The organism is Nocardia inohanensis NBRC 100128 (genome assembly GCF_001612945.1).
Taxonomy (GTDB): domain Bacteria; phylum Actinomycetota; class Actinomycetes; order Mycobacteriales; family Mycobacteriaceae; genus Nocardia; species Nocardia inohanensis.
Map to the genome: position 1 here is coordinate 1 of NZ_BDBK01000003.1, position 24,653 is coordinate 24,653.

The 24,653-nt window shown below is 66.3% G+C and carries 26 protein-coding genes; 2 read left to right on the forward strand and 24 right to left on the reverse strand.

What is annotated here, in order from left to right; all coding sequences use genetic code 11:
• Nucleotides 1-221 precede the first annotated feature (221 nt).
• From murA to NI1_RS11350, 5 genes are all read right to left on the reverse strand, one after another.
• Nucleotides 222-1,484, reverse strand: coding sequence for a UDP-N-acetylglucosamine 1-carboxyvinyltransferase (gene murA / locus NI1_RS11330; protein WP_067818269.1), 1,263 nt, complete (start codon nt 1,482-1,484; stop codon nt 222-224).
• Nucleotides 1,485-1,494: 10 nt separating this feature from the next.
• Entirely contained in the window at nt 1,495-2,088 is a 594-nt protein-coding gene (locus NI1_RS11335; RefSeq protein ID WP_067818271.1) for a cob(I)yrinic acid a,c-diamide adenosyltransferase, read from the reverse strand.
• 157 nt (nt 2,089-2,245) lie between these two features.
• Nucleotides 2,246-2,668 carry a DUF2550 domain-containing protein gene (locus NI1_RS11340; RefSeq protein ID WP_067818274.1) on the reverse strand — a complete coding sequence of 141 codons (423 nt, stop codon included), beginning with the start codon at nt 2,666-2,668 and terminating at the stop codon, nt 2,246-2,248.
• Between the two features lie 145 nt (nt 2,669-2,813).
• A complete protein-coding gene (locus NI1_RS11345; protein WP_067818275.1) occupies nt 2,814-3,506 on the reverse strand; it encodes an MspA family porin in 693 nt (230 codons plus the stop codon).
• 27 nt (nt 3,507-3,533) lie between these two features.
• Complete coding sequence (locus NI1_RS11350; protein ID WP_067818278.1) at nt 3,534-4,175, reverse strand: MspA family porin; 642 nt, start codon at nt 4,173-4,175, stop codon at nt 3,534-3,536.
• A gap of 220 nt (nt 4,176-4,395) precedes the next feature.
• Here NI1_RS11350 and NI1_RS11355 point away from each other — a divergent pair, with 220 nt between their 5' ends.
• The gene (locus NI1_RS11355; protein WP_067818282.1) at nt 4,396-5,487 is read left to right on the forward strand and encodes an NAD(P)-dependent alcohol dehydrogenase; all 1,092 of its coding nucleotides are present in this window, start codon (nt 4,396-4,398) and stop codon (nt 5,485-5,487) included.
• 112 nt (nt 5,488-5,599) lie between these two features.
• Here NI1_RS11355 and NI1_RS11360 read toward each other — a convergent pair whose 3' ends face one another.
• From NI1_RS11360 to NI1_RS11440, 17 genes are all read right to left on the reverse strand, one after another.
• The gene (locus tag NI1_RS11360; protein ID WP_067818285.1) at nt 5,600-5,977 is read right to left on the reverse strand and encodes a F0F1 ATP synthase subunit epsilon; all 378 of its coding nucleotides are present in this window, start codon (nt 5,975-5,977) and stop codon (nt 5,600-5,602) included.
• Nucleotides 5,978-5,983: 6 nt separating this feature from the next.
• The gene (gene atpD / locus NI1_RS11365) at nt 5,984-7,426 is read right to left on the reverse strand and encodes a F0F1 ATP synthase subunit beta (protein WP_067818288.1); all 1,443 of its coding nucleotides are present in this window, start codon (nt 7,424-7,426) and stop codon (nt 5,984-5,986) included.
• A 17-nt stretch (nt 7,427-7,443) separates the two neighbouring features.
• On the reverse strand, nt 7,444-8,415 hold the full coding sequence (locus NI1_RS11370) for a F0F1 ATP synthase subunit gamma (protein WP_067818291.1): 972 nt from the start codon (nt 8,413-8,415) through the stop codon (nt 7,444-7,446).
• A gap of 55 nt (nt 8,416-8,470) precedes the next feature.
• The gene (gene atpA, locus NI1_RS11375; protein ID WP_067818292.1) at nt 8,471-10,111 is read right to left on the reverse strand and encodes a F0F1 ATP synthase subunit alpha; all 1,641 of its coding nucleotides are present in this window, start codon (nt 10,109-10,111) and stop codon (nt 8,471-8,473) included.
• A gap of 85 nt (nt 10,112-10,196) precedes the next feature.
• Entirely contained in the window at nt 10,197-11,009 is an 813-nt protein-coding gene (locus tag NI1_RS11380) for a F0F1 ATP synthase subunit delta (protein ID WP_067818295.1), read from the reverse strand.
• A gap of 19 nt (nt 11,010-11,028) precedes the next feature.
• Nucleotides 11,029-11,586: a F0F1 ATP synthase subunit B gene (locus tag NI1_RS11385; RefSeq protein ID WP_067818297.1), complete on the reverse strand. Its 558-nt coding sequence runs from the start codon at nt 11,584-11,586 to the stop codon at nt 11,029-11,031.
• 28 nt (nt 11,587-11,614) lie between these two features.
• Entirely contained in the window at nt 11,615-11,857 is a 243-nt protein-coding gene (locus tag NI1_RS11390) for an ATP synthase F0 subunit C (RefSeq protein ID WP_067818300.1), read from the reverse strand.
• A 72-nt stretch (nt 11,858-11,929) separates the two neighbouring features.
• Complete coding sequence (gene atpB / locus NI1_RS11395) at nt 11,930-12,709, reverse strand: F0F1 ATP synthase subunit A (protein WP_501193568.1); 780 nt, start codon at nt 12,707-12,709, stop codon at nt 11,930-11,932.
• A gap of 367 nt (nt 12,710-13,076) precedes the next feature.
• Complete coding sequence (locus tag NI1_RS11400) at nt 13,077-13,505, reverse strand: Cg1360 family ATP-synthase-associated protein (protein WP_067818306.1); 429 nt, start codon at nt 13,503-13,505, stop codon at nt 13,077-13,079.
• Between the two features lie 11 nt (nt 13,506-13,516).
• Nucleotides 13,517-14,710 (reverse strand): MraY family glycosyltransferase, encoded by a 1,194-nt coding sequence (locus tag NI1_RS11405; RefSeq protein ID WP_067818310.1) that lies wholly within the window; start codon nt 14,708-14,710, stop codon nt 13,517-13,519.
• A gap of 11 nt (nt 14,711-14,721) precedes the next feature.
• Complete coding sequence (locus tag NI1_RS11410; RefSeq protein WP_067818314.1) at nt 14,722-15,387, reverse strand: L-threonylcarbamoyladenylate synthase; 666 nt, start codon at nt 15,385-15,387, stop codon at nt 14,722-14,724.
• Between the two features lie 302 nt (nt 15,388-15,689).
• Nucleotides 15,690-16,667 (reverse strand): RNA polymerase subunit sigma-70, encoded by a 978-nt coding sequence (locus NI1_RS11415; protein WP_067818317.1) that lies wholly within the window; start codon nt 16,665-16,667, stop codon nt 15,690-15,692.
• Nucleotides 16,668-16,748: 81 nt separating this feature from the next.
• Nucleotides 16,749-17,507 (reverse strand): SDR family oxidoreductase, encoded by a 759-nt coding sequence (locus NI1_RS11420; RefSeq protein WP_067818320.1) that lies wholly within the window; start codon nt 17,505-17,507, stop codon nt 16,749-16,751.
• 103 nt (nt 17,508-17,610) lie between these two features.
• Complete coding sequence (prmC, locus tag NI1_RS11425) at nt 17,611-18,489, reverse strand: peptide chain release factor N(5)-glutamine methyltransferase (RefSeq protein WP_067818323.1); 879 nt, start codon at nt 18,487-18,489, stop codon at nt 17,611-17,613.
• A 105-nt stretch (nt 18,490-18,594) separates the two neighbouring features.
• Nucleotides 18,595-19,677, reverse strand: a complete 1,083-nt coding sequence (gene prfA, locus NI1_RS11430; protein WP_067818326.1) for a peptide chain release factor 1 — start codon at nt 19,675-19,677, stop codon at nt 18,595-18,597.
• A 228-nt stretch (nt 19,678-19,905) separates the two neighbouring features.
• Nucleotides 19,906-20,127: a 50S ribosomal protein L31 gene (rpmE, locus tag NI1_RS11435; protein WP_067722113.1), complete on the reverse strand. Its 222-nt coding sequence runs from the start codon at nt 20,125-20,127 to the stop codon at nt 19,906-19,908.
• Between the two features lie 142 nt (nt 20,128-20,269).
• Nucleotides 20,270-20,569, reverse strand: coding sequence for a hypothetical protein (locus tag NI1_RS11440; RefSeq protein WP_067818328.1), 300 nt, complete (start codon nt 20,567-20,569; stop codon nt 20,270-20,272).
• A 223-nt stretch (nt 20,570-20,792) separates the two neighbouring features.
• On the opposite strand from NI1_RS11440, the gene NI1_RS11445 reads away from it, so the two are divergent.
• Nucleotides 20,793-21,356 carry a hypothetical protein gene (locus tag NI1_RS11445; protein WP_067818330.1) on the forward strand — a complete coding sequence of 188 codons (564 nt, stop codon included), beginning with the start codon at nt 20,793-20,795 and terminating at the stop codon, nt 21,354-21,356.
• Here NI1_RS11445 and rho read toward each other — a convergent pair.
• Both rho and thrB read right to left on the reverse strand, forming a co-directional pair.
• The gene (rho, locus tag NI1_RS11450; RefSeq protein ID WP_084523020.1) at nt 21,254-23,323 is read right to left on the reverse strand and encodes a transcription termination factor Rho; all 2,070 of its coding nucleotides are present in this window, start codon (nt 23,321-23,323) and stop codon (nt 21,254-21,256) included. The genes NI1_RS11445 and rho overlap by 103 nt on opposite strands.
• A 370-nt stretch (nt 23,324-23,693) precedes the next feature.
• Nucleotides 23,694-24,647 carry a homoserine kinase gene (gene thrB / locus NI1_RS11455; RefSeq protein WP_067818609.1) on the reverse strand — a complete coding sequence of 318 codons (954 nt, stop codon included), beginning with the start codon at nt 24,645-24,647 and terminating at the stop codon, nt 23,694-23,696.
• Nucleotides 24,648-24,653: the final 6 nt, after the last annotated feature.

Genomic DNA, 24,653 nt, shown 5'->3' on the forward strand with positions numbered 1-24,653 from the left:
TTGTGAATCTTAGACCAACTCTTGCAGCAGAACCAAATCCGCTGTTCCGAGTGAATCTGTGATCATCAGGCGCTCGCCGTCCAACCTCGTTTCCCAGTACCTCTCGGCTCCGGGTCGGTGTCCGTGTCGCTCTGACCTGGAATAAGTTACGTGTTGGTTGTTCGCATGTCAAATCGCCTGTTCAGGAGGGGTTTTCGCGAACCCGTCCCGACATCTGTTGTTCAGTCGGCGGTTCCGACGCGTTCGATCTCGGCTCCGAGCGAGCGCAGGTTCTCCACGAAATCCGGGTAACCACGGTCGATGTGGAAGACATCGTGGACTTCGGTGACGCCGTCGGCGACCAGGCCCGCGAGGACCAGGCCCGCGCCGGCGCGGATATCGGAGGACCAGACCGGAGCGCTGGACAGGCGCGGAATCCCGCGCACCACAGCGTGATGCCCGTCGGTGCGAGCGTCGGCGCCCAGGCGGATCATCTCCTCGACGAAGCGGAAGCGCGCTTCGAAGATGTTCTCGGTGATCATCGAGGTGCCGTCCGCGATCGCCGCCAGGCCGATGGCCATGGGCTGGAGATCGGTGGGGAAACCCGGGAACGGCAGGGTCGAGAAGTTCACGGCGCGAGGGCGATCCGACTGGACGACCCGGAAACCGTCCGGCTCGAACGAGATTCGGGCGCCCGCGGAGCGCAACTTGTCCAGCACCAGGGACAGGTGCTTGGGGTTGATGCCGGTGACCCGCACATCGCCCTGCGTCATCGCCGCGGCGATACCCCAGGTCGCGGCGACGATGCGATCGCCGATCACGCGATGGGTGGTGGGCAGCAGCTTGTCGACGCCCTGAATGGTGAGCACCGAAGTACCGGCGCCCGCGATCTGCGCGCCCATCTGCACCAGCATGTTGCAGAGGTCGACGATCTCCGGCTCGCGCGCGGCATTGTCGATAATGGTCTCCCCGTCGGCGAGCACCGCCGCCATCAGGATGTTCTCGGTCGCGCCCACCGACGGGAAGTCGAGGCGAATCCGCGCCCCCTGCAATTCCTCGGCACGCGCCACCAGGCAACCGTGTTCGATCTCGCTGGTCGCACCCAGCAACCGCAAACCCTGCTGATGCATGTCCAGCGGCCGCGAACCGATGGCGTCACCGCCGGGCAGCGCCACGACCGCGCGCTTGCACCGCGCCATCAGCGGTCCGAGCACGCACACCGAGGCGCGGAACTGGGTGACCGCCGGGAAGTCCGCGTGGTACTTGGGTTCCGGCGGCGTCACGATGGTGACCGTCGCGCCCTCCACCGTCACATCGCAGCCGAGACCGCGCAGCACGTCCGCCATCAACGGCACATCCAGGATGTCCGGGCAGTTCGTGATCGTGGTCGTACCTTCGGCCAGCAGCGCGGCGGCCATCAGCTTGAGGACGCTGTTCTTCGCGCCGCCGACCGCGACCTCACCGACGAGCCTGCTGCCCCCGGTCACCAGAAACCGTTCACTCACGACGGTCAGCCTAATGGCCCTCACCCTCCCCCGTGGCTTCTCCGCCCGGCCGCCAGAGGATGTCGCCATCCGGATTGGCCACGCGGCTGAGGATGAACAGCAGATCGGAAAGGCGATTGAGGTATTTCGCGGGCAGCACACTCGTGTCGTCGGGGTGCGCGTCGACGGCGGCCCATGCGGATCGTTCGGCGCGTCGCGCCACGGTGCGCGCGGTGTGCAGCAGCGCGGCGAGGGGCGTGCCGCCGGGCAGGATGAACGAATTCAACGGCGGCAGAGGCTCATTGAACTCGTCGCACCACTTTTCCAGGCGGTCGATGTAGGGCTGGGTGATGCGCAGCGGCGGGTACTTGGGGTCCTCGACCACGGGGGTGGAGAGATCGGCGCCGGCATCGAAGAGGTCGTTCTGTATGGAACGCAGCACAGTAAGAATGCGCTCGTCCGGTTGTCCCAGAGCGATGGCGACACCGAGCGCGGCGTTGGCTTCATCGCAATCCGCGTACGCGATCAACCGCGGATCGGTCTTGGCGACCCGGGAGAAATCACTCAAACCCGTCGTACCGTCATCGCCGGTCCGGGTATAGATCCTCGTCAGATGCACGCTCACTGTTCCGCCTCTCCGCGACTGCTGCCGCCCAGTGGGTGCCACGCTAGTCGCGTCGCGGATCGGCGGTCATTCGCGTGGTCGAGTTCTGGACATCCCCACCGAGTTACCCCGGTCGGCGGCAAATCAGTCGTCGCGCCGGCAATGGAAGATCGATCGTTCAGCTCGCGCGGCGGCGGCGAATGCGTTCGGAGGGGCGGGATTCCACCCAGGAGAGCAGGGAGACCAGGGCGCCGCGATCCAGGGCGACCTCGTAACTGCCGTTGCCGTCGGAGAGTTCGATGATCAGCTCGTCGGTCATGATGTCGTACTCGTCGCCGTCCGGGTTGCGGCGCTTACCGACCTCGGTGGAGAGGCGGCGCAGGGTGGAATCGGGGCCGAGTTTGAGACTGGAGAGTTTGTAGAAGACGAGCTGGTCTTCGTCGTAGCGGATCAGGCCGTGCCGCCAGCCGCCGCCGTGACCGCGGGCCGGCATGACGCGCATGAGGGCGGCGGTGCCGCCGCGCCGCAGCATGACGAGGCGATATGTCGAGGCCAAGGCCAATCCGACAAGCAGCACCACCAGAATGATCAGCACAACCATCCCGGTCCGCAATGCTGGTCCGTCCCTTCGCTTCTACCGCGCTGTCGGGTCCGTATCGGCCGATAGGCCGGGTCCCGTTCGCTCGATCCTAGCGATCGCGCGAGCTGAGGTCCCGGCCATCCACCGAATGTGACGTATGCCCTGTTCAGCCCATGCTGAACGGTTGGCCGTAAAGCACCAGGTTTCCGATGTAATTCGAACTGTCCACCTCGGCCGCGATGAACGACCGCGCCTGCGCGTAACCACCGCAGCCGTCGACCGCGAAGGTCTCGTCGGCCCAGGTCACACCGGCGTGCGGGCCGGGCACCTTGTTGTAGCGCTTGTGCGACTCCATGCCGTAGTCGTCCGGCTTCTCCAGGTCGAGCATCAGCAACGCCTTGGCTTGCCCGGGGCCGAGCGTGATGCCGGCGCCCAGCGTCTCGGACGGCAGGCCGGGGGTGATGCCGCTGCTGCTCACCGTCGCCTCTTCGCTGGCGCTCTCACTCGGCGAGAAGGAGCCGATGTCCACCTGGCAGCCGACGATATAGCCGGGACTGATCTTGATGGTGGCGGTCGACGCGCTCGGCCCGTCCAGATCCACGGTGGCGTGCGCCGAGGTCCACACATTGCGATGCATCGGCGTATCACCCATGGAGCCGCTGATCGTCGCCGATTCGTCCGCGATCCGGACCGTCATGACGGTGCCGTCGGCCAGTTGCCGGGTGATGACGGCGCCCGGTAGCGGAATGAAGGTATCCGCCCGTCCCACGCCCGCCGGACCGAGTCCGAGAGCCAGCGCGGCGGCGAGCGCGACACCCAGCGCCTTGCCGCCGTGGGCGCGAATTCCCTTGCCGTACATACGATCCCTTCCCTTGCAGCGGACCCGTCAGCCGATGCTGAACGGCTGACCGTAGAGGCTGACCTTGGTGTACTCGGTGCCGATGATCTCGACCACGGACACCTGGCGGGCCTGCGCGTACCCGCCGCAGCCCTGAATCTCCATCGGAATGTCCTGGTAATTGATGGTGTAGGTGCCGCTCTTGACCAACTCGATGTTGTTGATCGAAACCCAGACCACCTGCCCCGGCGAGATCGGGAAACTGAACCCGCCCGAGATGGTGGGCGTCAGGCTGAGGGCGAACGACGAGTTCGCGCTCAGCACACCCAGGTTCACCTGGCAGCCGACGATGTAGCCGGTGGTGAGGTTCGACGATCCGTGCGTGCCCGAGTTGTTGGTGCCCGGGTAGTTCTTCGGGCCGTTGTTGGGTCCGACCGTGCCGTCCGGGGTATCCACCTCGGCGGTCACATTGCCGGTCACCCAGGAGGTCCGCCCCGCGCCGTTCGCTGCCAGCGAGGGCGAAATGATCGCGCGCTCACCGATACTCGTGAGCTTGACGCCCGCACGCTCGATATGCCCGTCCGGCAGCGGCACCCAGGTGTCCGCGGAGGCCGCGCCGGGTGAGAGAAATCCGAGGGCGACCGCGACCACGGCGGCCAGCCCCCACTTGCCAATTCGAAGCCCGCTCATCAACCCCTCGCTCGTCGTGCAGAGATGTGCATCGTGGAGGTAAAGCTGAAAACGCTGGAATTGCCATGGCTTTGCCGGATGCTTCAGATCACACCCGGATACCGGCGAATGCATTTAACCACACGTCTAGTCCCCGGCCCACTCAGTGGGATAGGGCATGTCCCACAACTGGAACATGTTCTTATGCTCCGGACAATTCGGATGTGTTGGAGGAGATTCCGTGGAAATTACCGCAGCGGTCGCCCGTGGCGCGGCAGCGCCGTTCTCGCTGGAGAACGTGACGATGGAGGAACCGCGAGCCGGTGAAGTGCTGGTTCGCCTGGTCGCGACCGGGGTGTGCCATACCGATCTGGTGACCAAGAGCGTCTTCCCCGCCGAATTGCCGATCGTGGTCGGACACGAAGGCGCGGGCATCGTCGAGCAGATTGGCTCGGAGGTAACCGGCATCGCGGTGGGTGATCACGTGCTGATGACGTACGCCAGTTGCGGTACGTGTTCACGCTGCACCGCCGGGCTTCCGCCCTATTGCGAGAATTTCGTCATTCTGAACACTTCGGGCGGGCGATCGGATTTCACTTCGGCGTTGAGCGTCAATGGGGAACGGGTGATGGGCTCGTTCTTCGGGCAGTCCAGTTTCGCCACCCACGCGCTGGTGCCGGCGCGCTGCATCGTCGTCGTGGACGAGAGTGTGGATCTGGTGGCCACCGCGCCGTTCGGCTGCGGCGTGCAGACCGGTGCGGGTGCGGTCGCCAATGTCATGAAGCCGGGACCGGAGGATTCCATCGCCATCTTCGGTGTCGGTGGCGTCGGTATGGCGGCGCTCATGGCAGCCCGGGCGATCGGCGTGGGAACGATTGTGGCGGTGGATCTTTCGAAAGACCGGCTCGAGGTCGCGAAGGAACTCGGCGCGGACGTCACCATCGACGGCGCGGCCGATGATGTGGTGGCTCAGGTCATCGCCGCGACGAACGGCGGAGCGAACTTCGCGCTCGACTCCACCGCGCTGAATCCCGTCATCGCCAAGGGGCTGGAAGCTCTCGCGCCCATGGGAACCCTGGTCCTCGTCGGCCTGGGCGAAGCCACCATGAACGTCGAGATCGGCCATCTCACGGGAAATGGCAAGGCAATTCGCGGCTGCATCGAAGGCAGCACCGACCCGCAGAAATTCATCCCGCAGCTGTTGCAATGGCATCGCGAGGGCAAATTCCCGATCGAGAAGATCAGCAAGACCTACAAGTTCGAAGAGGTCAACCAAGCATGTGACGACGCCCATCACGGGACGACGATCAAGCCGATCCTCGTCTTCGAATAAAGACAGGCACCCGCGCCCGGTGATGGCCGGGCGCGGGTGAATTGCGTTGTCGCAGAGCAAAAGGCGGCCCCGGGAGATTCCCGGGGCCGCCGCTTTCGCTGCACGGAGAAGACTAGGCCGAAGCCGCCTTCTCGAGGGCACGAATCTGCCCCTGCGCCTTGGTCAGCGCGGCCGGCGAGGCGTCGGCATCGGCGAGCACGGCCTTGGCCGCGGCCTCGTCGATGTCATCGGCGAAGTCGGCCGACTCGGCGAGCACCCGCACCGAAGTGCCGGTGACCGAGAAGAACCCGCCGTGCACGGCCGCGACGATGCGCTCGTCGTTGTCGGACACGATGGTCACGGTCCCGGCCTCGACCAGCTGGCCGAGCAGCGGCTCGTGACCCGCGAGAATGCCGATCTCACCTTCCGTGGTCTGGGCCGAGACGAACTTCGCCCGGCCCGACCACAGCAGTCGCTCGACGGCGACCAGATCAACGGACATGTCTGCCATGGGTGACTACTTCCCGAGGATCTTCTTCGCAGCAGCCTCGACGTCGTCCAGGCCACCGCAGGAGTTGAACGCCTGCTCCGGCAGGTGATCGAACTCGCCCTTGCAGACGCGATCGAAGTCGTCGATGGTCTGCTCCAGCGGAACGACCGAACCCTCCTGGCCGGTGAACTTCTCGGCCACGATGAAGTTCTGGCCGAGGAACTTCTCCAGACGACGGGCGCGGCCGACGAGGACCTTGTCCTCTTCGGAGAGCTCGTCCATGCCGAGGATGGCGATGATGTCCTGAAGTTCCTTGTACTTCTGCAGGATTCGCTTCACCTCGTTGGCCACCCGGAAGTGACGCTCGCCGACGATCGACGCCTCGAGGATACGAGAGGTCGAGGACAGCGGGTCCACGGCCGGGTAGATGCCCTTCTGCGAAATCGGACGCGAAAGCTCGGTGGTGGCGTCCAAGTGCGCGAAGGTGGTGGCCGGCGCGGGGTCGGTGTAGTCGTCGGCGGGGACGTAGATCGCCTGCATCGAGGTGATCGAACGGCCACGGGTCGAGGTGATGCGCTCCTGGAGCTGACCCATCTCGTCCGCCAGGGTGGGCTGGTAACCCACGGCCGAGGGCATACGACCCAGCAGGGTCGAGACCTCGGAGCCGGCCTGGGTGAACCGGAAGATGTTGTCGATGAAGAGCAACACGTCCTGGTTCTGCACATCGCGGAAGTACTCCGCCATGGTCAGGGCCGACAGGGCGACACGCATACGCGTGCCCGGCGGCTCGTCCATCTGGCCGAAGACGAGGGCGGTGTCCTGAAGGACGCCCATCTCTTCCATTTCCAGGTGGAGGTCGGTGCCCTCACGGGTGCGCTCACCGACGCCCGCGAACACGGACGTACCGGAGAACTCACGCGCGATACGGGTGATCATCTCCTGGATCAGCACGGTCTTGCCGACACCGGCACCACCGAACAGACCGATCTTGCCGCCCTTGACGTACGGGGTCAGCAGGTCGATGACCTTGATGCCGGTCTCGAGGATCTCGGTCTTACCTTCGAGCTGGTCGAAGGCGGGCGGCTGGCGGTGGATGCCCCACTGCTCGCCGTCGCGGCCGAGGCCCGGGGTGTCCAGGCAGTCGCCGAGGGCGTTGAACACGTGGCCCTTGACGATGTCACCGACGGGCACCGAGATCGGCTTGCCGGTGTCGCGCACCTCGACGCCACGCACCAGACCATCGGTCGGCTGCATGGAGATGGTGCGAACGATGTTGTCGCCCAAGTGCTGCGCGACCTCGAGGGTCAGGGTCTTGGCCACCGACGGGAGCGCGATGTCCACGTTGAGGGCGTTGTACAGATCGGGGATCGACCCGCGCGGGAACTCGACGTCCACGACGGGGCCGATGACGCGGGAGACGCGGCCGGTGCCGGCGCCAACCCGGGTTTCGTTGCTGACAGCTGCGGTCATTGGTTCTCTTCCTGGGCCTAGTCGCGGTCCGAGCTCGACGCCAGCGCGTTCGCGCCACCGACGATTTCCGTGATTTCCTGCGTAATCTGTGCCTGCCGCAAGGAGTTCGCGGTACGGGTCAGCCCATTGACCAGTTCCGTCGCATTATCCGTAGCAGCCTTCATGGCGGTGCGGCGCGCAGCCGACTCCGACGCCGCGGCATCGAGCAGCGACGAGTAAATCCGGGTGTTGACGTACTTCGGCAGCAGCGCGCCCAGCAGGCGATCCGCATCCGGCTCGAACTCGTACTGCGCGGTCAGCACAGCCTCGTTCGAATCGGTGAAGCTGTCCGGACCCAGCTCGTAGTTCTCGTCCACGTAGCTGACCTGGATGGGAGCCAGTCGGCGCACCTCGGGCTGCTGCGACAGCATCGACACGAAACGCGTGTAGACGATGTGCAGTTCGTCGACGCCCGCCATGGTGCCCTCACCGTTCGGCGCGGGAACCTCGCCGTCGGCGCCGGCCATGAAGGCCTCCACCAGGTGGTTGCACGCCTCGGACGCGTCGGCGTAGTTGGGCGTCTGGGAGAACCCGGTCCAAGATCCGTTCACGGAGCGCTTACGGAAGTTGAAGTAGGTCAGGCCCTTCGAGCCCATCACGTACATCACCGGCTCCTTGCCCTCGGAGCGCAGCGTGGTGACGAGCTCCTCGGCGCGCTTGAGCACGTTGGAGTTGTAGCCACCGCACATACCGCGGTCACTGGTGATGACCAGGATCGCGGCGCGACGCGGGTTCGGGCGCTCGGTGAGCAGCGGGTGCGAGAGATTGCCGCTGGCACTGGCCAATTCGGCCAGTACCTTGGTGATCTCCTCGGCGTAGGGCTTGGCCGCGGCAACGCGGGCCTGCGCCTTGCTGATTCGCGAAGTCGCGATCAGTTCCTGCGCCTTGGTGATCTTCTTGATCGAGCTCACGGAGCGAATTCGGGAGCGAAGTTCACGCACGCTTGGCATTAGCGGTCCAGCCTCCCTTCATTCGTCGATTCGGTCATTCGCATGGCTGTCTCGATTACTTCTCGACGTGCTTGCGAGTGACGGAAAGGGACTCGACCTCTTCGTGGTCCAGCTTGCCCGCTTCGGCCTCGTTCACGACCCGGCTGCCGTCGGAAGCCAGGAAGCCCTGCTTGAACTTGTCGGTCGCGGCCTTGATGGCGTCGGCGGCCTCGCCCTCGAGCACCTTCGCGCCACCCTGGAGGGCGTCGAAGGAGGACTGCACGGTGGCGTGCAGGTTCTCGAGCAGCTCGGAGTTGAACCGGCGCACATCGGCGACGGGCACCGAGTCGTAGTAGCCGCCGTCGACCAGGTACAGCGAAACAACCTGGTCCTCAACGGAAACCGGGGCGTACTGGTCCTGCTTGAGCAGCTCGACCCAGCGCGCGCCACGCTCCAGCTGAGCCAGCGAGGCGGCATCCAGGTCGGAGGCGAAGGCGGAGAACGCCTCCAGCTCACGGTAGGAGGCCAGCTCCAGACGCAGCGAGCCCGAGACCTTCTTCATGGCCTTGGTCTGCGCGGCGCCACCGACTCGGGAAACCGAGATACCGACGTTGATGGCCGGCCGGACACCCTTGTTGAAGAGGTCCGACTCCAGGAACACCTGGCCGTCGGTGATGGAGATGACGTTGGTCGGGATGAACGCCGAGACGTCATTGGCCTTGGTCTCGATGATCGGCAGACCGGTCATCGAGCCCGCGCCCAGCGCGTCGGACAGCTTGGCGCAACGCTCCAGCAGACGCGAGTGCAGGTAGAAGACGTCACCCGGGTACGCCTCGCGGCCCGGCGGGCGACGCAGCAGCAGCGAGATGGCGCGGTAGGCCTCGGCCTGCTTCGACAGGTCGTCGAACACGATCAGCACGTGCTTGCCGTCGTACATCCAGTGCTGGCCCAGGGCCGAACCGGTGTACGGGGCCAGCCACTTGAAGCCGGCGGAGTCGGACGCGGGGGCCGCGACGATGGTGGTGTACTCCATCGCACCGTGGGCCTCCAGCGCGGCCTTGACGCCCGCGATGGTGGAGCCCTTCTGGCCGATCGCGACGTAGATGCAACGCACCTGCTTCGACGGATCGCCGGTGGCCCAGTTGGCCTTCTGGTTGATGATCGCGTCGATGCAGACCGCGGTCTTGCCGGTCTTGCGGTCACCGATGACCAGCTGACGCTGGCCACGGCCGATCGCGGTCAGGGCGTCGATGGCGGTGATGCCGGTGGCCATCGGCTCGCCGACCGGCTGGCGCTCCAGCACGGTGGCGGCCTGGAGTTCCAGCACGCGACGCTCGTCGGACTCGATCTCGCCGAGGCCGTCGATGGGGGCGCCCAGCGGGTTGATCACGCGACCGAGGAACTTGTCGCCGACCGGAACCGAGAGCACGTCGCCGGTACGACGGACCTGCTGGCCCTCTTCGATGGTGTCGAACTCACCCAGGATGACGGCACCGATCTCGGTGTCCTCCAGGTTCAGCGCCACGCCGAGGACGCCGCCCGGGAACTCCAGGAGCTCGTTGGCCATCGCGGACGGCAGACCGCTGATGTGGGCGATACCGTCGCCGGTGTCGGTGACGACACCGACCTCTTCGATGGAGGTCTCGGGGGTGTAGCTCTGGGTGTAGCTCTCGATCGCGCTACGGATCTCATCGGGGGAGATCGTCAGCTCCGCCATGTTCTTCCTGCTCTCGCTGTGGTCTCGAATGTCGGTGTGTTGGTGCGCATTTCGGCGAGCCGATGAATCGGCGCCGTGCGGGTCTCTAAGCGAGAGACTGACGCAAGCGCTGGAGCCGGCCGACGGCGCTGCCGTCGATCAGGTCGTCGCCCACGCGCACGACGACACCGGCCAGCAGGCTCGGGTCTTCCTGCACGTGCACCGTGATCGGCTTGTCGTAGATGCGCTGCAACGAGGCAGCCAGCTGCTCCCGCTGCTGCGGCGTCAGGGCCACCGCGGCGCGCACGTGCGCCACGATCTGCTCCCGGAGCGACGCGGCCAGGTCGGACAGCTCGTCGAAGGCGTCGCCGATGTCACCCTTCTTGCTGCGGGCCACGGCCTGCTGCGCGAGTTCCAGGGTGATGTCCTCGACCTTGCCCGCGAGCAGACGCTGCACCAGTTCACGCTTGGCCGAGACCGGCTTGCCGTGATCGGTCAGCGCCTGCTCCAGCGCGGGGTTGTCCTCGACAATGCGGCCCAGCCGGAACAGCTCGTCCTCGACGGCGCCCAGGCGGCCGCGGTCCTCCGCGGCGCGCAGCAGGGCTTCGCGGCCGAGCAGCACCAGCGTGTCCACCAGGTCGCGAGCCCGCGACCAGTCCTGGGCCACCGCGGTGGTCAGCACCGCCTGGGTGGTCCCGCTGATCTTGCCGCCGAACACGCGTTCGGCGAGCTCGGCACGGGCCGAGCTCGACACCGACTTATCCGCGAGCGCCACACGCAGCGAACGCTGGTCGTCGAGGACGGCGACAACGGCGAACAGTTCGGAGCCCGTCGTGGCCGCGACGGTGTCGCTTCCGGTCAGAGCGGCCCGAAGAGCTTCCCGCGCACGGGAGCTCGCCTCGCGGCTCGCTGCGTACATGCTTCCCACTTTCGGTTCGTTACCTTCCGACCCCGATGCCGGCGTTCGCGTCCAGTTCCTGGAGGAACCGGTCGATCGACGCCGCCTGCTTGGCCTCGTCGGCCACCGACTGACCGATGATCTTCTCGGCCAGGTCGACCGCGGTGCGGCCGAGCTCGGACCGCAGTTCGGTCACGATCTGCTGGCGCTGAGCCTCCAGCTGCGAGTGACCGGCGGCCACGATGCGGTCGGCCTCGGCCTGCGCATCGGAGCGCATCGCGGCGAGGATCTGCTGGCCCTGGGTACGGGCCTCCTCGCGGATGCGGGCAGCCTCGAGGCGAGCCTCGGCCAGCTGCTCCTGGTACTGCTGAAGCGTCGCCTGCGCCTCGGCCTGCACGGCCTCGGCCTTCTTGATGCCGCCTTCGATCTTCTCCGTGCGCTCGTCCAGCACCTTGGTCAGGCGCGGGACGATGAACTTGAAGAAAGCGAAAGCGATAACGATGAAGACGACGGCAGACCAGAAAATGTCATACACCTCGGGGATGAGGGGGTTGACTTCTTCAGCCCCCTCAGCCGCGAGCAAGTAAGTGCTGTTCATCGTCGATTCCTAGTCTTAGGGGCCGGAATCAGAAAATGAAGCCGGCGACGAGACCGATCAGCGCCAGGGCCTCGGTGAACGCGATACCCAGGAACATGGTGGTCCGGATCTGACCCTGCAGCTCGGGCTGCCGGGCGATGCCCTCGATGGCCTTACCCACGACGATGCCCACGCCGATGCCCGGGCCGATCGCGGCGAGGCCGTAACCGATGGCGCCGTAGCCCTTGACCGTAGGAGCAGCGTCAGCAGCCAGGGTCGCGAGAGTGCTCATTTGTGTTTATTCCCTTTCTGTCGCCCACCCGCCGTTGGCGCGTGTAGCAGATTTGGTGTTGGTACCGGTCGGTCAGTGAGAGTCAGCGTGCTGCGCGAGACCGATGTAAACAGCGGTCAGCAGCGCGAACACGTACGCCTGCAGGAAGACGACCAGCAGTTCGAAGAGCGTGAAGCCGAAGCCCGCGAGCAGCGAGAACGGCGAGAACACCTTCATCCAGTTGGCGGCATCGAACAGGAAGAACTGGGTGGCACTGAAGAACAGCACCAACATGATGTGGCCGGCCAGCATGTTCGCCATGAGACGGACGGTGAGCGTGAACGGACGCAGCAGGAAGGTCGAGATGAACTCGATCGGGATCAGCAGCACGTGCAGAGCGGGCGGCACATTCGGCACCACGATGCTCGAGCGCATGTACTTGAGGAAGCCGTACTTCTTGATGCCCACGTAGTTGAAGGTGACGTAGGCGACGACGGCCAGGACCAACGGCATACCGATTCGCGCGTTGGACGAGATATTCAGTCCCGGAATGACACCCGAGATGTTCAGGAACAGGACCGTGAAGAAGATCGACGCGATGAGCGGGAAGAACTTCTTACCGGATTCTTTGCCCAGGACTTCATCGCAGATCTGTTCCCGCACGAACACCAGACCGGTTTCGGCGACGTTCTGGATACCCCGGGGAACCAGTTTCGGACTCCGGAATGCGAGGAACATGAAAGCCAGCAGCACGGCCGACATCAGGATGCGAATGAGCATCAGACGGTCGAGCTCGAACGGCGTCCCCTCGAACAGCACAGCTGGAGGGAAGAAGTCGTTAAGCGACGGCGCGTGGAACTCGCCCGCCAAAATGGTGACGCTCAGCGTTCTCTCCCGTGTTCGGGCCGCAGAAGATAGTTTTCTCCTGCGGTTCGATCGGACATTGACGATCTGGTGGGTCGACTCAGGTCGGCTCGAAGTTCGTCAGCAGCTGATGGGCCTTTGTGGCCCGGGCGTCTGTACGCGCGTCGGCGACATCGTCGACGGTGCAGAACCGTGACCCCGATGGGCCCGGTACGGCTGTAAGCATAACCTGCTCTCAGGTGGGTCTCAGGCGACCCCCCTGTTGATTCGGTTGGCTACAGGTAAAGAGTTTATCAAGTTATCTACGACAACGTGTAGGGGGTCGTGGAAACTCGCGGTGAACTGTGTCGCAGGGCCTCGGTTTGCCGTCCGATGGCTACAGGTCGCGGTCGACCTGAACGTACGGAACCTTGTGGCGCAGAAGGCCATACGTCTCCGCGCCGAGCACCACCAGCAGGGCGCCGACGACGGTGAGGAACAGGGCGCCGCGGCTGTAGAAGTCGTAGTTCTGCAGCACCGCGACCACGATCACCACCAGCAGCAGCTTGCCGACCCAGCTACCGAGCAGCACGACGCCCTGCAAACCCGATTCGATCTTGGCGCTGAAGAGCACCGAGGCCGCCGTGGTCAGAATGAAGCCGCCGCCGATCGCGGAGCCGATCAAGGCGCCCCACAGACCGGGCAGACCGGCGAAGATCGACGACAGAATCGCCGAAATCACCACCAGCACAGCCAAACCGGCAATGCCATAGCGCAGCGCCGCACGGAGCGGGGCATCGGGATGGGTCTCGGAAGGCGTGCTCACGTTCGGCCACTTTACCCGGCGGCGGTTCCCGGCCCGCCCGGCGGTTTCCGCCCGGCTTTCGCGCTCAGTTCCCGCCAGGACGGGACGGCGGTGACGATCAAGGCGAATACCAGCCCGGCCGCGAACAACAGCACCACCAGCGTGCGATCCATGAGCGAGGTGCCGACCGCGCCGAAGGCGAGCACGCTCACCCACAAGTAGATCAACAACACCACGCGCCGATGCGAATGACCGATCTGCAACAAGCGGTGATGCAGATGCATTTTGTCCGGAGTGGAGAAACTCACACCCGCGCGGACTCGGCGCACGATGGCCATTACAAGATCGAGAACAGGAATGAACATCACCGCCCCGACCAGCAACAAAGGCGACAACAGACCCACGATGTCGCGCGGGCCGTAACCCTGCAACGGAATTCGGCCGGAGGCGCCGGTGGAGACCGCGGCGAGCATCAAACCGATGAGCATCGAGCCGGAATCGCCCATGAATATTTTGGCGGGCTGAAAATTGTGCGGCAGAAATCCGAGACAGCCACCGGCCAGCGCGGCGGCCAGCAACGCCGGCGGATAAGTGTCGGTGGCGCCGCCGACTTCGTAGAGCAGGCCGACGGTGAAGACGAACACCGCCACCGACGCGATGAAGCCCAGGCCCGCGGCCAGGCCGTCCAGACCGTCCACGAAATTCATCGCGTTGATCATGGTGACCGTGATCCCGACGGTAACCAGGCCGCCCTGGAGGGGATCGAGCACCACGGTTTCGTTGGTAAAGGGGTTGTAGATCGCCACCCAACTCAGGCCCATCACGGCCATCACACCCGCCGCGGTGACCTGACCGACGAACTTGGTGAGGGCGTCCAGGCCCCAGCGGTCGTCGATGATGCCGACCAGAACGATCAGGGTGCTCGCCGCCAGAACGGCCGGAATATCCTTCGGATACTCGAATCCGCGGCGCAGGGCGGGCAATTGGTGCGCGAAGGCGACGGCCGCCAGCACACCCAGGTAGATGCCGACGCCGCCCATCCGCGGGATCGGCTTGACGTGCACGTCGCGCTCACGCGGGACGGCGACCGCCCCGAACCCGATGGCGAGGGATCGCACTCCCCCGCCCACCAGATAGGTGATCACCGAGGCGACGAGCAGCACCAGCAGCAGCTCCCGCAGCGGGACGACCGCACCTTGGCTGAAAACGCCCTGACTCAGCAGCATCTATCGGGCCGTCACCGCGTGCCCTGCTCCCGGAGTTCCTCCGGCGACATGCCGAGGACCTCCGCGACCTTCTCCGCCGGAATCGCGCCCTCGCGCAGAATGCGCGGCGTATCCGAGGTCAGGTCGACGATGGTCGAGGCCACCGCGTGATCGGCGGGCCCGCCGTCCAGGTACACGCCCACCAGATCCCCCAACTGCGCCCTGGCCTCATCGACGGTCGTCGCCGGCGGCTGCCCCGAGACGTTGGCGCTCGACACCGCGAGCGGACCGACCTCCTTGAGCAGCTCCAGCGCCACCGGGTGCAACGGCATCCGCAGCATCACGGTCCCCCGGGCATCGCCCAGATCCCAGGCCAGCGAAGGAGCCTGCTGCACAACGAGACTCAGCCCACCCGGCCAGAACGCCCGGATCAACTCCCGTGCCTGCGGCCGCACCGAGAACACCAGTCCGTCGATGGTGTTCCACGATCCCACCAGCACCGGCACCGGCATATCCCGCCCCCGCCGCTTGGCGGCCAGCAGCGCACCGACAGCCTGGCTGTCGAAGGCGTCGGCGGCCAGCCCGTACAGCGTGTCGGTCGGAATCACGGTCAGCCGACCGGACTTCAACGCACTCCGCGCCGCATTCAGCCCGGCAGCACGCGAATCGGGATCGGCACAGTCGTAGACGGTACTCACGGCTGACATCTTGGCATGAATGAACTCTCCATAGCTCTCAGGGGCTTCGCCCCCGAACCCCCCGGGGTGGAGAGGACGACTCTCGTCACTCTCAGGGGCTCCGCCCCCGAACCCCCTCGGGCGGAGAGGACGACTCTCGTCACTCTCAGGGGCTCCGCCCCCGAACCCCCTCGGGCGGAGAGGACGACTCTCGTCACTCTCAGGGGCTCCGCCGCGAATCCCGGTCGGGCAACGCGGGCTTCGCTATGCACCCCGGTGGGTCGCGTGGGCCGCAACACCAGGGGCGTGCGGCTCGAGGGTTGTCAGGCTGGGCGGGCTGGGGTGGGAGCGGGGACGAGGGTGGGGTCGTTGAAGGAGGTGATGCGGGCTATGTGGGGGCCGATGAGGGTGAGGACTTGGATGCCGTAGGGCTCGAGGTGGTTGTCGGGTGTGCGGCGGTGGACGATCAGGGCAGGTTGGGTGTTGGCTCGGGTGGGGTGCAGGTGCCAGGCGTTGGGGTGGAGGACTCGGGAGGCGAAGAAGGCGAGGACAGTGGTGCGGCCGGTGAACCAGGTTGGAATGGGGGGCATTTCGAGTTCTACGTCGGCTCGCAGGAGGTGTAGGAGGGCGGCGGGGTCGGCGGCGGTGAAGGCGGTGACGTAGGAGTCGAGGAGGGTGCGGATCGCGGCTTCGGAGGGTTCGGACAGGTCGTCTTGGACCGGGCCGGCTTCGGCTAGGCGGGTGCGGGCACGGCGGAGGGCGCTGTCCACGGCGGCGGGGGTCATCTCGAGCATTCGCGCGACCTCCGCGGTGCGGAAGGCGAGTACGTCGCGGAGGGTGAGGACGGCGCGCTGGCGGGCGGGCAGGAGTTGCAGCGCCGCTATGAAAGCCAGGCGAACTCCGGCCCGCGCCGCGACCACCGCCGCCGGATCACCGGCCGTAGCAGCCGAATCCGGTATTCCGAGCCGGTCATCCAGCGCGGGCTGCAACCAGGCCACGGTGGGCTCCCGCTCCATCACCGCTGCCCGATGGTCATCCGAAGGCGCACCGAGCCCCGACGGAAGCGGCCGCCGCGCACGGCTTTCCAGCGCGGTCAGACAGACCCGAGTAGCGATCGCATACAGCCATCGCCGCACCGAAGACCGCCCCTCGAACCCGTCGAAGCCCCGCCAAGCCCGTAAATAGGTCTCCTGCACCAAATCCTCGGCATCATGAATCGACCCGAGCATCCGATAGCAATACGCCACCAACTCCGGCCGAAACCCCGCCGCCACCTCACCGAACTCGAACTGCGCCCCCATCACCCACTCCCCTCACCGTCACGAGTGTGAACTGGTTGCGGCGACGCGCCGACAAAGCCCGCAACCAGTTCACATCGGCCACTAATTCGTTGGGTCGGCGAGGCCGAGCGGCTCCGCCCCTGATCCACTCACCCGGTATTCGGCGGAGCTGTCGGGATCCGCCGCGATATCGAGGACCGCCTTGGCCACCATTTCCGGCGTGAGGATCGGGCTGAGCCCCTTCACGAAGGTCGGCACGTCCACACCGGTGCGGGCGGCGTAGCCGGCGACCGCCATCTCGCCCATATCGGTGGCCGGGGTCAATTGCGGTAGCAGCGTGACGAAGCGGATACCGAGGTTTCCGCGCTCGGATTCTTCGGCCGCGTAGCCACGCATATAGCGGATGGCCTGTTTGGCGCTGGCGTAACCGCCACTCAACGGGGATCCGAGCAGCGCCGCCGCGCTGGAGAGCGAGATGACCACGCTGCCGGGTGCGAGCGGCGCCAGCAGCGCGGCCCGGGTCCAGGTGAAGACGTGGTGGGCGTCGGTGTTCCAGTTGCGGCTGAAGGTGTCCCAGGTTTGCTCCTGGATGGGGCGCATGAGCGCTCCGACTCCGGCGTTGAGCACCAGCAGGCGCGGTGCGTGCTCCCGAATGGTGTTGTGGGCGAGGGATTCCGCGGTGGCGTCGGCGGCGATGGGGGTGAAGTTCGCGCCGAGTTCGGCCTGTACGGCGGCGAGACGCTCCGCGTCGCGCGCGATGCCGACGACCCGGCTGCCGGTGGCGGCGAGCGCGGCCGAGATGGCGCGCCCGAACCCACGGCCGGCGCCGGTGACCACTGCGGTCTGGATGGACTCTGACATGGGAACTCCCGGGGCTGAAGGATGCTGTCCCTATCGAGACCAGCCGGCGGCCCGAAATCCGTCGCCCGATCCGAAAAATTCTCGAGCCGCGCGCCCGCGGGTTTCAGTCCGCCTTGCGCCGGGCGACGACGAAGCGTGGTTTGCCCGCGAGATCCGGGTGCTCCACCACTTCGGTGAATCCGCCGTGCATGGTGAACAACGCCGCGACGCCGCCGCCGTTGCTGTCGTCGTGTTCGACGGCGACCGTACCGCCCGGACGCAGCAGCCGGGCGATGGTGCCGATCATCGGGCGGATGACATCGAGGCCGTCCTCGCCGCCGAACAGGGCGAGGTGCGGATCGTGGTCCGCCACTTCGGGATCCAGCACGGCGGCTTCGGGAATGTAGGGCGGGTTCGAGACGATCACATCCACCCGGCCGTCGAGATGCTCGAGGATATTGGGGTCGGTGACGTCCCCGGCGTGCAGATCGATCGGGGTGTCGCCTTCGTCGGCGAGTTGCAGGGCATTGCGTTTGGCCCAGGCGTGCGCTTCGGGATCCAGTTCGACGGCGTGCACCTGAACATCCGGCCGGGCATGCGCGATGGCGAGCGCGAGCGCCCCCGATCCGGTGCACAGATCCACCACGATCGGCTGGTGCTCATGGCCGAGGGCTTCGAGCTGGCCGAGCGCCCAGGCGAAGATCAGTTCGGTCTCCGGCCGCGGAACGAACACCCCGGGCCCGACCGCGAGATCGATCTCCCCCATCGCCGCGGTGCCCGTAAGGTGTTGCAGCGGAACACGTTCCGCGCGGCGTGCGACGAGCTTGCGGAACTCCTCGAGCTGGTCGGCGGTGAGCATCGGCATCAATGCCAGCCGCATCCGATCCACCCCGAGCACGTGTGCGGCCAGATACTCGGCATCCGCCGCCGGGCTGTGCACCCCCGCCGCGCCCAGCAGTTCGATGGCTTCGCGGATGGCCGGACGCAAGGGCACTCTGGTCATGACGGCCTCCGCTTCTGCGCGCTTGGCTGGTGTTTTCGATTCTCCGCTTCCCGCCGCCGCCCGGTCGCGGTTCGGTGCGACCGGGCAGCGGCGGGCGGGCGTGGCTTATTCGGCGGCGAGCCGCGAGGCGCGGTCGGCGGTGCCGAGCGCGTCCAGCAAATCGTCGAGGTTGCCGTCGAGTACCGAATCGAGGTTGTGCGCCTTGAATCCGATGCGGTGATCGGCGATGCGGTTCTCGGGGAAGTTGTAGGTGCGGATGCGCTCGGACCGGTCCACGGTGCGGATCTGCGAGGCGCGTCCCGCGGCCGCATCGGCGTCGGCCTGCTCTTCGGCCAGCGCCTGGAGCCGGGCCGCCAGCACCTGCATGGCGCGAATCTTGTTCTGCAACTGCGAGCGTTCGTTCTGGCAGGTCACCACGAGACCGGTCGGCAGGTGGGTGAGGCGCACCGCCGAGTCGGTGGTGTTGACGCCCTGACCGCCCTTGCCGGAGGACCGGTAGACGTCGACGCGCAGATCCTTCTCGTCGATCTGCACCTCCTCGACCTCGTCCGGCTCGGGGTACACGAGCACGCCCGCGGCCGAAGTATGAATGCGCCCTTGGGATTCGGTGACCGGTACCCGCTGCACGCGGTGCACGCCGCCCTCGAACTTCAATCGCGACCACACGCCGTCCCGCGAGGGTTCCTTGCTCTTGATCGAGAAGGTGGCTTCCTTGTACCCGTCCAGATCCGAGTAGGTGACGCCGAGCACCTCGACCTTCCACCCGTGCCGCTCCGCGTACCGGATGTACATGCGCGCCAGATCCGCCGCGAACAGCGCCGACTCCTCGCCGCCTTCACCCGACTTCACTTCCAGCACCACATCGTCGGCATCGTGCGGGTCACGCGGCGCGAGCAGATCGGTGAGCTGCTTGTCCAGCTCCTCCACCTGCTCCTTCAACGCCGGCACCTCGGCCGCGAAGGACGCGTCGTCGGCCGCCAGCTCCTCGGCGGCGGCCAGATCGTCACGCGCGCTCGTGAGCTTGTTGTAGGTGGCCATAATCGGCCCGAGTTCGGCGAACCGCTTGCCGACTCGGCGCGCCGCACCCGGATCGTTGTGCAGCGCCGGATCGGCCAGCTGCGCCTCGAGGCCCGCGTACTCGGCCAGGATGTCATCGATCGCAGACGGGGCCGTTACCTTGTCGGCCATCGCGGATGCTCCTTCGTTTGGGACTTTGACTTCTAGTTTCCACCGCCGACCCCCAAGGTTCGCGGCCGTCTCGTTCTGGACTGAGCGGAGCGGGGGAGCGCAGCGGAGGAGCGGAGAGAGGGAAGAACGAGACATAAGGGCCGCGGACCCGCCCGGAGCGCAGCGGAGGGCAAATAAACACAGCGACGCCCGGCCTGCAATGCAGCAGGACGGGCGTCGGCAGGGTCGCTAGTTGGCAGCCTTGGTGCGCTTGCCGTAGCGGGCCTCGAAGCGGGCCACGCGGCCGCCGGTGTCCAGAATCTTCTGCTTGCCCGTGTAGAACGGGTGGCACTGGGAGCAGACCTCGACCGTGATCTGGCCCGACTCCTTGGTGCTCTTGGTCTGGAAGGTGTTGCCACAGCCGCAAACGACCGTGGTGTCCACATACGTGGGGTGAATTCCCGCCTTCATGGGTGTCCTTTCAAAAGGCTCCGGGTCGCCTCCGCAGAGACGTGAACCGGAACCGACTAGAGGCATGGTTGCCGACGGACCAGTATAAGCGGTCGGCTGTCCCGGTTATTCCAGGCCCCCGAGCGGATCGCTCCGCACCCGGCTACTTCGGGCCGTCCGGGTCGTTGGGCATCTGGTAGACGCAGGCTTTGGGGATGATCACTTGGAGCACCGCGCAGACGATCGTCAAGGCGGGCACGGATGAACCGAGTGCCGAACCGGTGAGCAGATTCCCGCTCCCGGCGAGTAGCGGGAACTGGCGCAGGGTCGAACTTCCATTGTTGACCTCGTCGATCGCGAACGATCCGGTGGACGGGTAATCGGCTGCGGCCGTGCCCATTCCGGCGGTGAGGGCCGCGACGGCGAGGGTCGCGACGAGTGCGGTGCGGATGTTTCGGTGCATGGCTGCCCCCGGGTATATATCTGAAATACGAGCAGGTCACACCATAGGGTCCGCGTACCGTTCGCGCCGCGAAATCGCGCTGAACCCCAAGAAAGTACGGGCACGCATATTTCCTGGCCTCGAGACAGGCTGAAGTCGAGTAGTTCGCTACTCAAGAATGCGAACACTCGTGTTCATAGAGTTTGTCCAGGTGAGAGTCGCACGACGATCGGAAGGACGATACGTGACCGGGAAGGACGCGACGAGCGGGGAACCATCGCCCGCGGCCGCGCACGCCGAGACCGGGAGGTCACACCGGCGGCGCGCGGAGTACGTCGCGGGGGCGGTCCTGGGCACATTGAGTCTGCTGGTGGTCGTGGGTTGGTGTTTCGCTCCCGGGGAGTCCGGCGACGCGGTGGGGAACCGTACCCCGGCCCCTACCCCACCGCACGGGGACGGCACCCTCACCTACACGGCGGTCACGGCATCGGCGGGCTCGTCCGGTGCCGTGACCGCGCCCATCCTGGCGTTCATGATCGCCGGGGCGATGCTCATCGGGTTGTTCTGCTACGCCCCGCGGCCGGACGCGGATGCGCCCGCGTACGTCCGGATCGCCCTGGCACAAACGCAACGGCGGCTCCGCCGAAGCGGAGCCGCCGTTGCCACCAGCTGTCTGCGCGGGACCGAAGCCCTTGCGCGCGAGCTCTATTCGTCGATGGCGCCCGGGGCGGTCTTGGAGACCGTCATCAGGAACTCGACATTGCTCTTGGTCTTCTTCAACCGGTCGACCAGCAGGTCGATCGCCTGATGTGAATCCAGACCCGAGAGCACGCGCCGCAGCTTGTGCAGCACCGCGGCCTCGTCGGAGGACATCAGCAGGTCGTCGCGGCGGGTGCCGGACGGGTTGACGTCGACGGCCGGGAACACGCGGCGCTCGGCGATCTTGCGATCGAGCTTGAGCTCGGCATTACCCGTGCCCTTGAACTCCTCGAAGATGACCGTGTCACCGGTGGAACCGGTCTCCACCATCGCGGTGGCGATGATGGTGAGCGAGCCGCCGTTCTCGATATTGCGGGCCGCGCCGAGGAACCGCTTGGGCGGGTACAGCGCGGTGGAATCCACACCACCGGAAAGGATTCGGCCCGAGGCCGGGGACGAGTTGTTGTACGCACGGCCCAATCGGGTGATCGAGTCGAGCAGCACGACGACGTCCTGACCCATCTCCACCAGGCGCTTGGCCCGCTCGATGGCGAGCTCGGCGACCGAGGTGTGATCGCCCGGCGGGCGGTCGAACGTGGAGGCGATGACCTCGCCGCGCACCGAGCGCTGCATATCGGTCACTTCCTCGGGACGCTCGTCCACCAGGACGACCATGAGGTAGCACTCGGGGTTGTTGACCGAGATCGCGTTGGCGATGTCCTGCATGATCGTGGTCTTACCGGCCTTGGGCGGCGACACGATCAGGGCACGCTGGCCCTTACCGATCGGCATGATCAGATCGATGATGCGGGTGGTCAGCTTGTTGGGCTGAGTCTCCAGGCGCAGGCGCTGGTTCGGGTACAGCGGGGTGAGCTTGCTGAATTCCGGTCGGCGCTTGGCACTTTCGATATCCGAGCCGTTGACCGTGTCCAGCCGCACCAGCGGATCGAACTTCTGGCGCTGGTTGCTCTGGTCGCCGTCACGCGGGGCGCGCACCGCACCGGTGATGGCGTCACCGCGGCGCAGGCCGTTCTTGCGCACCAGGTTCATCGACACGTAGACGTCGTTCGGGCCGGCCAGGTAGCCGGAGGTGCGAACGAAGGCGTAGTTGTCGAGCACGTCCAGGATGCCGGCCACGGGCTGGAGGACATCGTCCTCGCGCAGCTCGGGCTCGCGCTCGCGGGTCTCACCGGTGGCGATGCCGCCGTCGCGGTCACGCCCGCGGCGACGCTCACGGAACCGGCGACCCCGGCGTCCGCCGCGCTCGTCGTCGTCTCCGCCGCGGTCCCGGTCCCGGTCGCGGTCATTACGCGCGGTGCCGTTCTGCTGGCCGCCGTTCTGATTCCGCTCGCCCTGGTTCCGGTCACCCTGATTCCGGTCGCCCTGCTGGCGGTCACCCTGATTGCGGTCGCCCTGCTGGCGGTCGCCACGCTCGCCCTGCTGACGGTCACCGCGCTCGTTGCGATCGCGACGACGCTCACCGCCCTCGGACTCGGTCTTCTCGGCGGCGTCGGCATTGCCCTCGGCATTGCCGGCCGCGGCGGCACGCTGCTCGCGGCCCCGGCGCTGCCGGCCGCGGCCACGCTGACCGCTCTCGCGGTTGTCGTCGCCACCCTCGGAGCGGGCGTTGTCGCCGGCGTCCTCACGCTTGGATTCGCGCGCCTCACTGGCGTTTTCGCGAACTTCGGCCGGAGCCTTCACCTCGGCCTTCGCCTTGGGGGCCTCGCTCTTCACCGGAGCGGCTTCGGTCTTCACCGGCGCGTCGGCCTTGGCCGGCGCGGTCTCGCCCTCGGACTTCACGCTGCGCGTGGCCTTGCCCGCGGCGGCTTTTCCACCGCCGGACTGATTTTCCTTGATAGCGGCGATGAGATCGCCCTTACGCATCCCGGAAGTGCCCCGAATACCGAGCTCTCCCGCAAGCGCACGCAACTGCGGCAACAACATTCCAGTCAGCCCCGATCGTGCGACGTCAGTTTGTTCGCTCATCTTCGCAATCTGTCCGGATTCACTTTCGCGGCTTCCCGAGGAATTTTGACTTTCCACCCCGGGTGTCGCGAGCAGGTCCGTATCTGTCACGGAAATCCTTTCCTTCCCTCGACTGCCGTGTGCCTGTTCGAGGGTTCCTCCAGCAGTCCGGACTCGTGCCGGACTCGGATGCCGTATCGCCTGTCTCGCCGGGTTGGTGGAATGGATTTACCACCGCGTGGGCTTCGCCGCCGATTGCTGTGCTCATCGAACGACAAGGTGGGAGAGATCATTCCAGTGAACTGGCTACCCCCAAGTTTCGAGCCTCAAGCCTCGAGCCCGAGCAAGGAGCCTCTGGAGCGATTTGCCCTGATGAAGCACCGGCGTCTGACGCGCACGATGTACGGACTCGCTCAGGATAGCCGTCGCCCGTAACGCCTGCAAGGCAGGCGCGCTGTCAATCCACCATTACGGCTTCGGCTCAATTCACCAGGACGCCGTCGGCAATACCCGGTTCGAGCACACGAAGTCCCTCGGCAAGTGCGAGTTCACGCAGTTCGGCGGGGAATTCGCTGGTCACGAAGGCGAGCACGGTCGGCCCGGCACCGGAAACGGTGGCCGGAATACCGGCCGCGCGCAGCCGTTCGATCCATTTCGTGGTGAGCGGCAGCGCCGAGGCGCGATAACCCTGGTGTAGCCGATCCGCGGTGGCGGGCATCAGGAGATCGGGTCGTTGCGTCAAGGCGACTACCGCCAGCGCGGCGCGGCTCACATTGAAGGCGGCGTCCACGTGCGGAACCGTCTCCGGGAGCAGGCCGCGGGTGTGCGCGGTGGAGGAGTGCTCCTCCGGGATCAGCACCACCGGGCGCAGTCCGGGCTGGGGTTCCAGGCGAACCGCGCGGTACACACGCGGATTGTGGTCGCCCGCACCGTTTCCGTCTGCGGGACGGTCGGTTTCGGTCCAGGACACCACGATTCCGCCCAGGATGCTGGCCGCGGCATTGTCGGGATGACCCTCGAATTCCGAGGCCAGCTGCACCATCACGTCATCGCCGTACGCCAGCGCGGCGTCGAACTTGGCGGCCAGCCCGCGACCGGCGGCCAGCCCGCCGACCACCGCCGAGGCCGAGGAGCCCATCCCCCGCGAATGCGGAATCACGTTGTGGCACACCACGTCCAGGCCATCGGCCCAGACCCCGGCGGCTTGCAGGCCGCGTTCGATGGCGCGCACCACGAGATGCGAAGGGCCCCAGGGCACATCGGCGGCCCCTTCACCCTCCACGCGGATGGCGAGACCGGAGTCCGTGGTGGAGACCGTGATCTCGTCGTACAGCCCCAAAGCGATTCCGAGGGAATCGAAGCCCGGCCCCAGATTGGCACTGGACGCCGGAACCCGCACGGTGACGGTGATTCCGGCGGGCAGGGTCCTGGTCATCAGCTG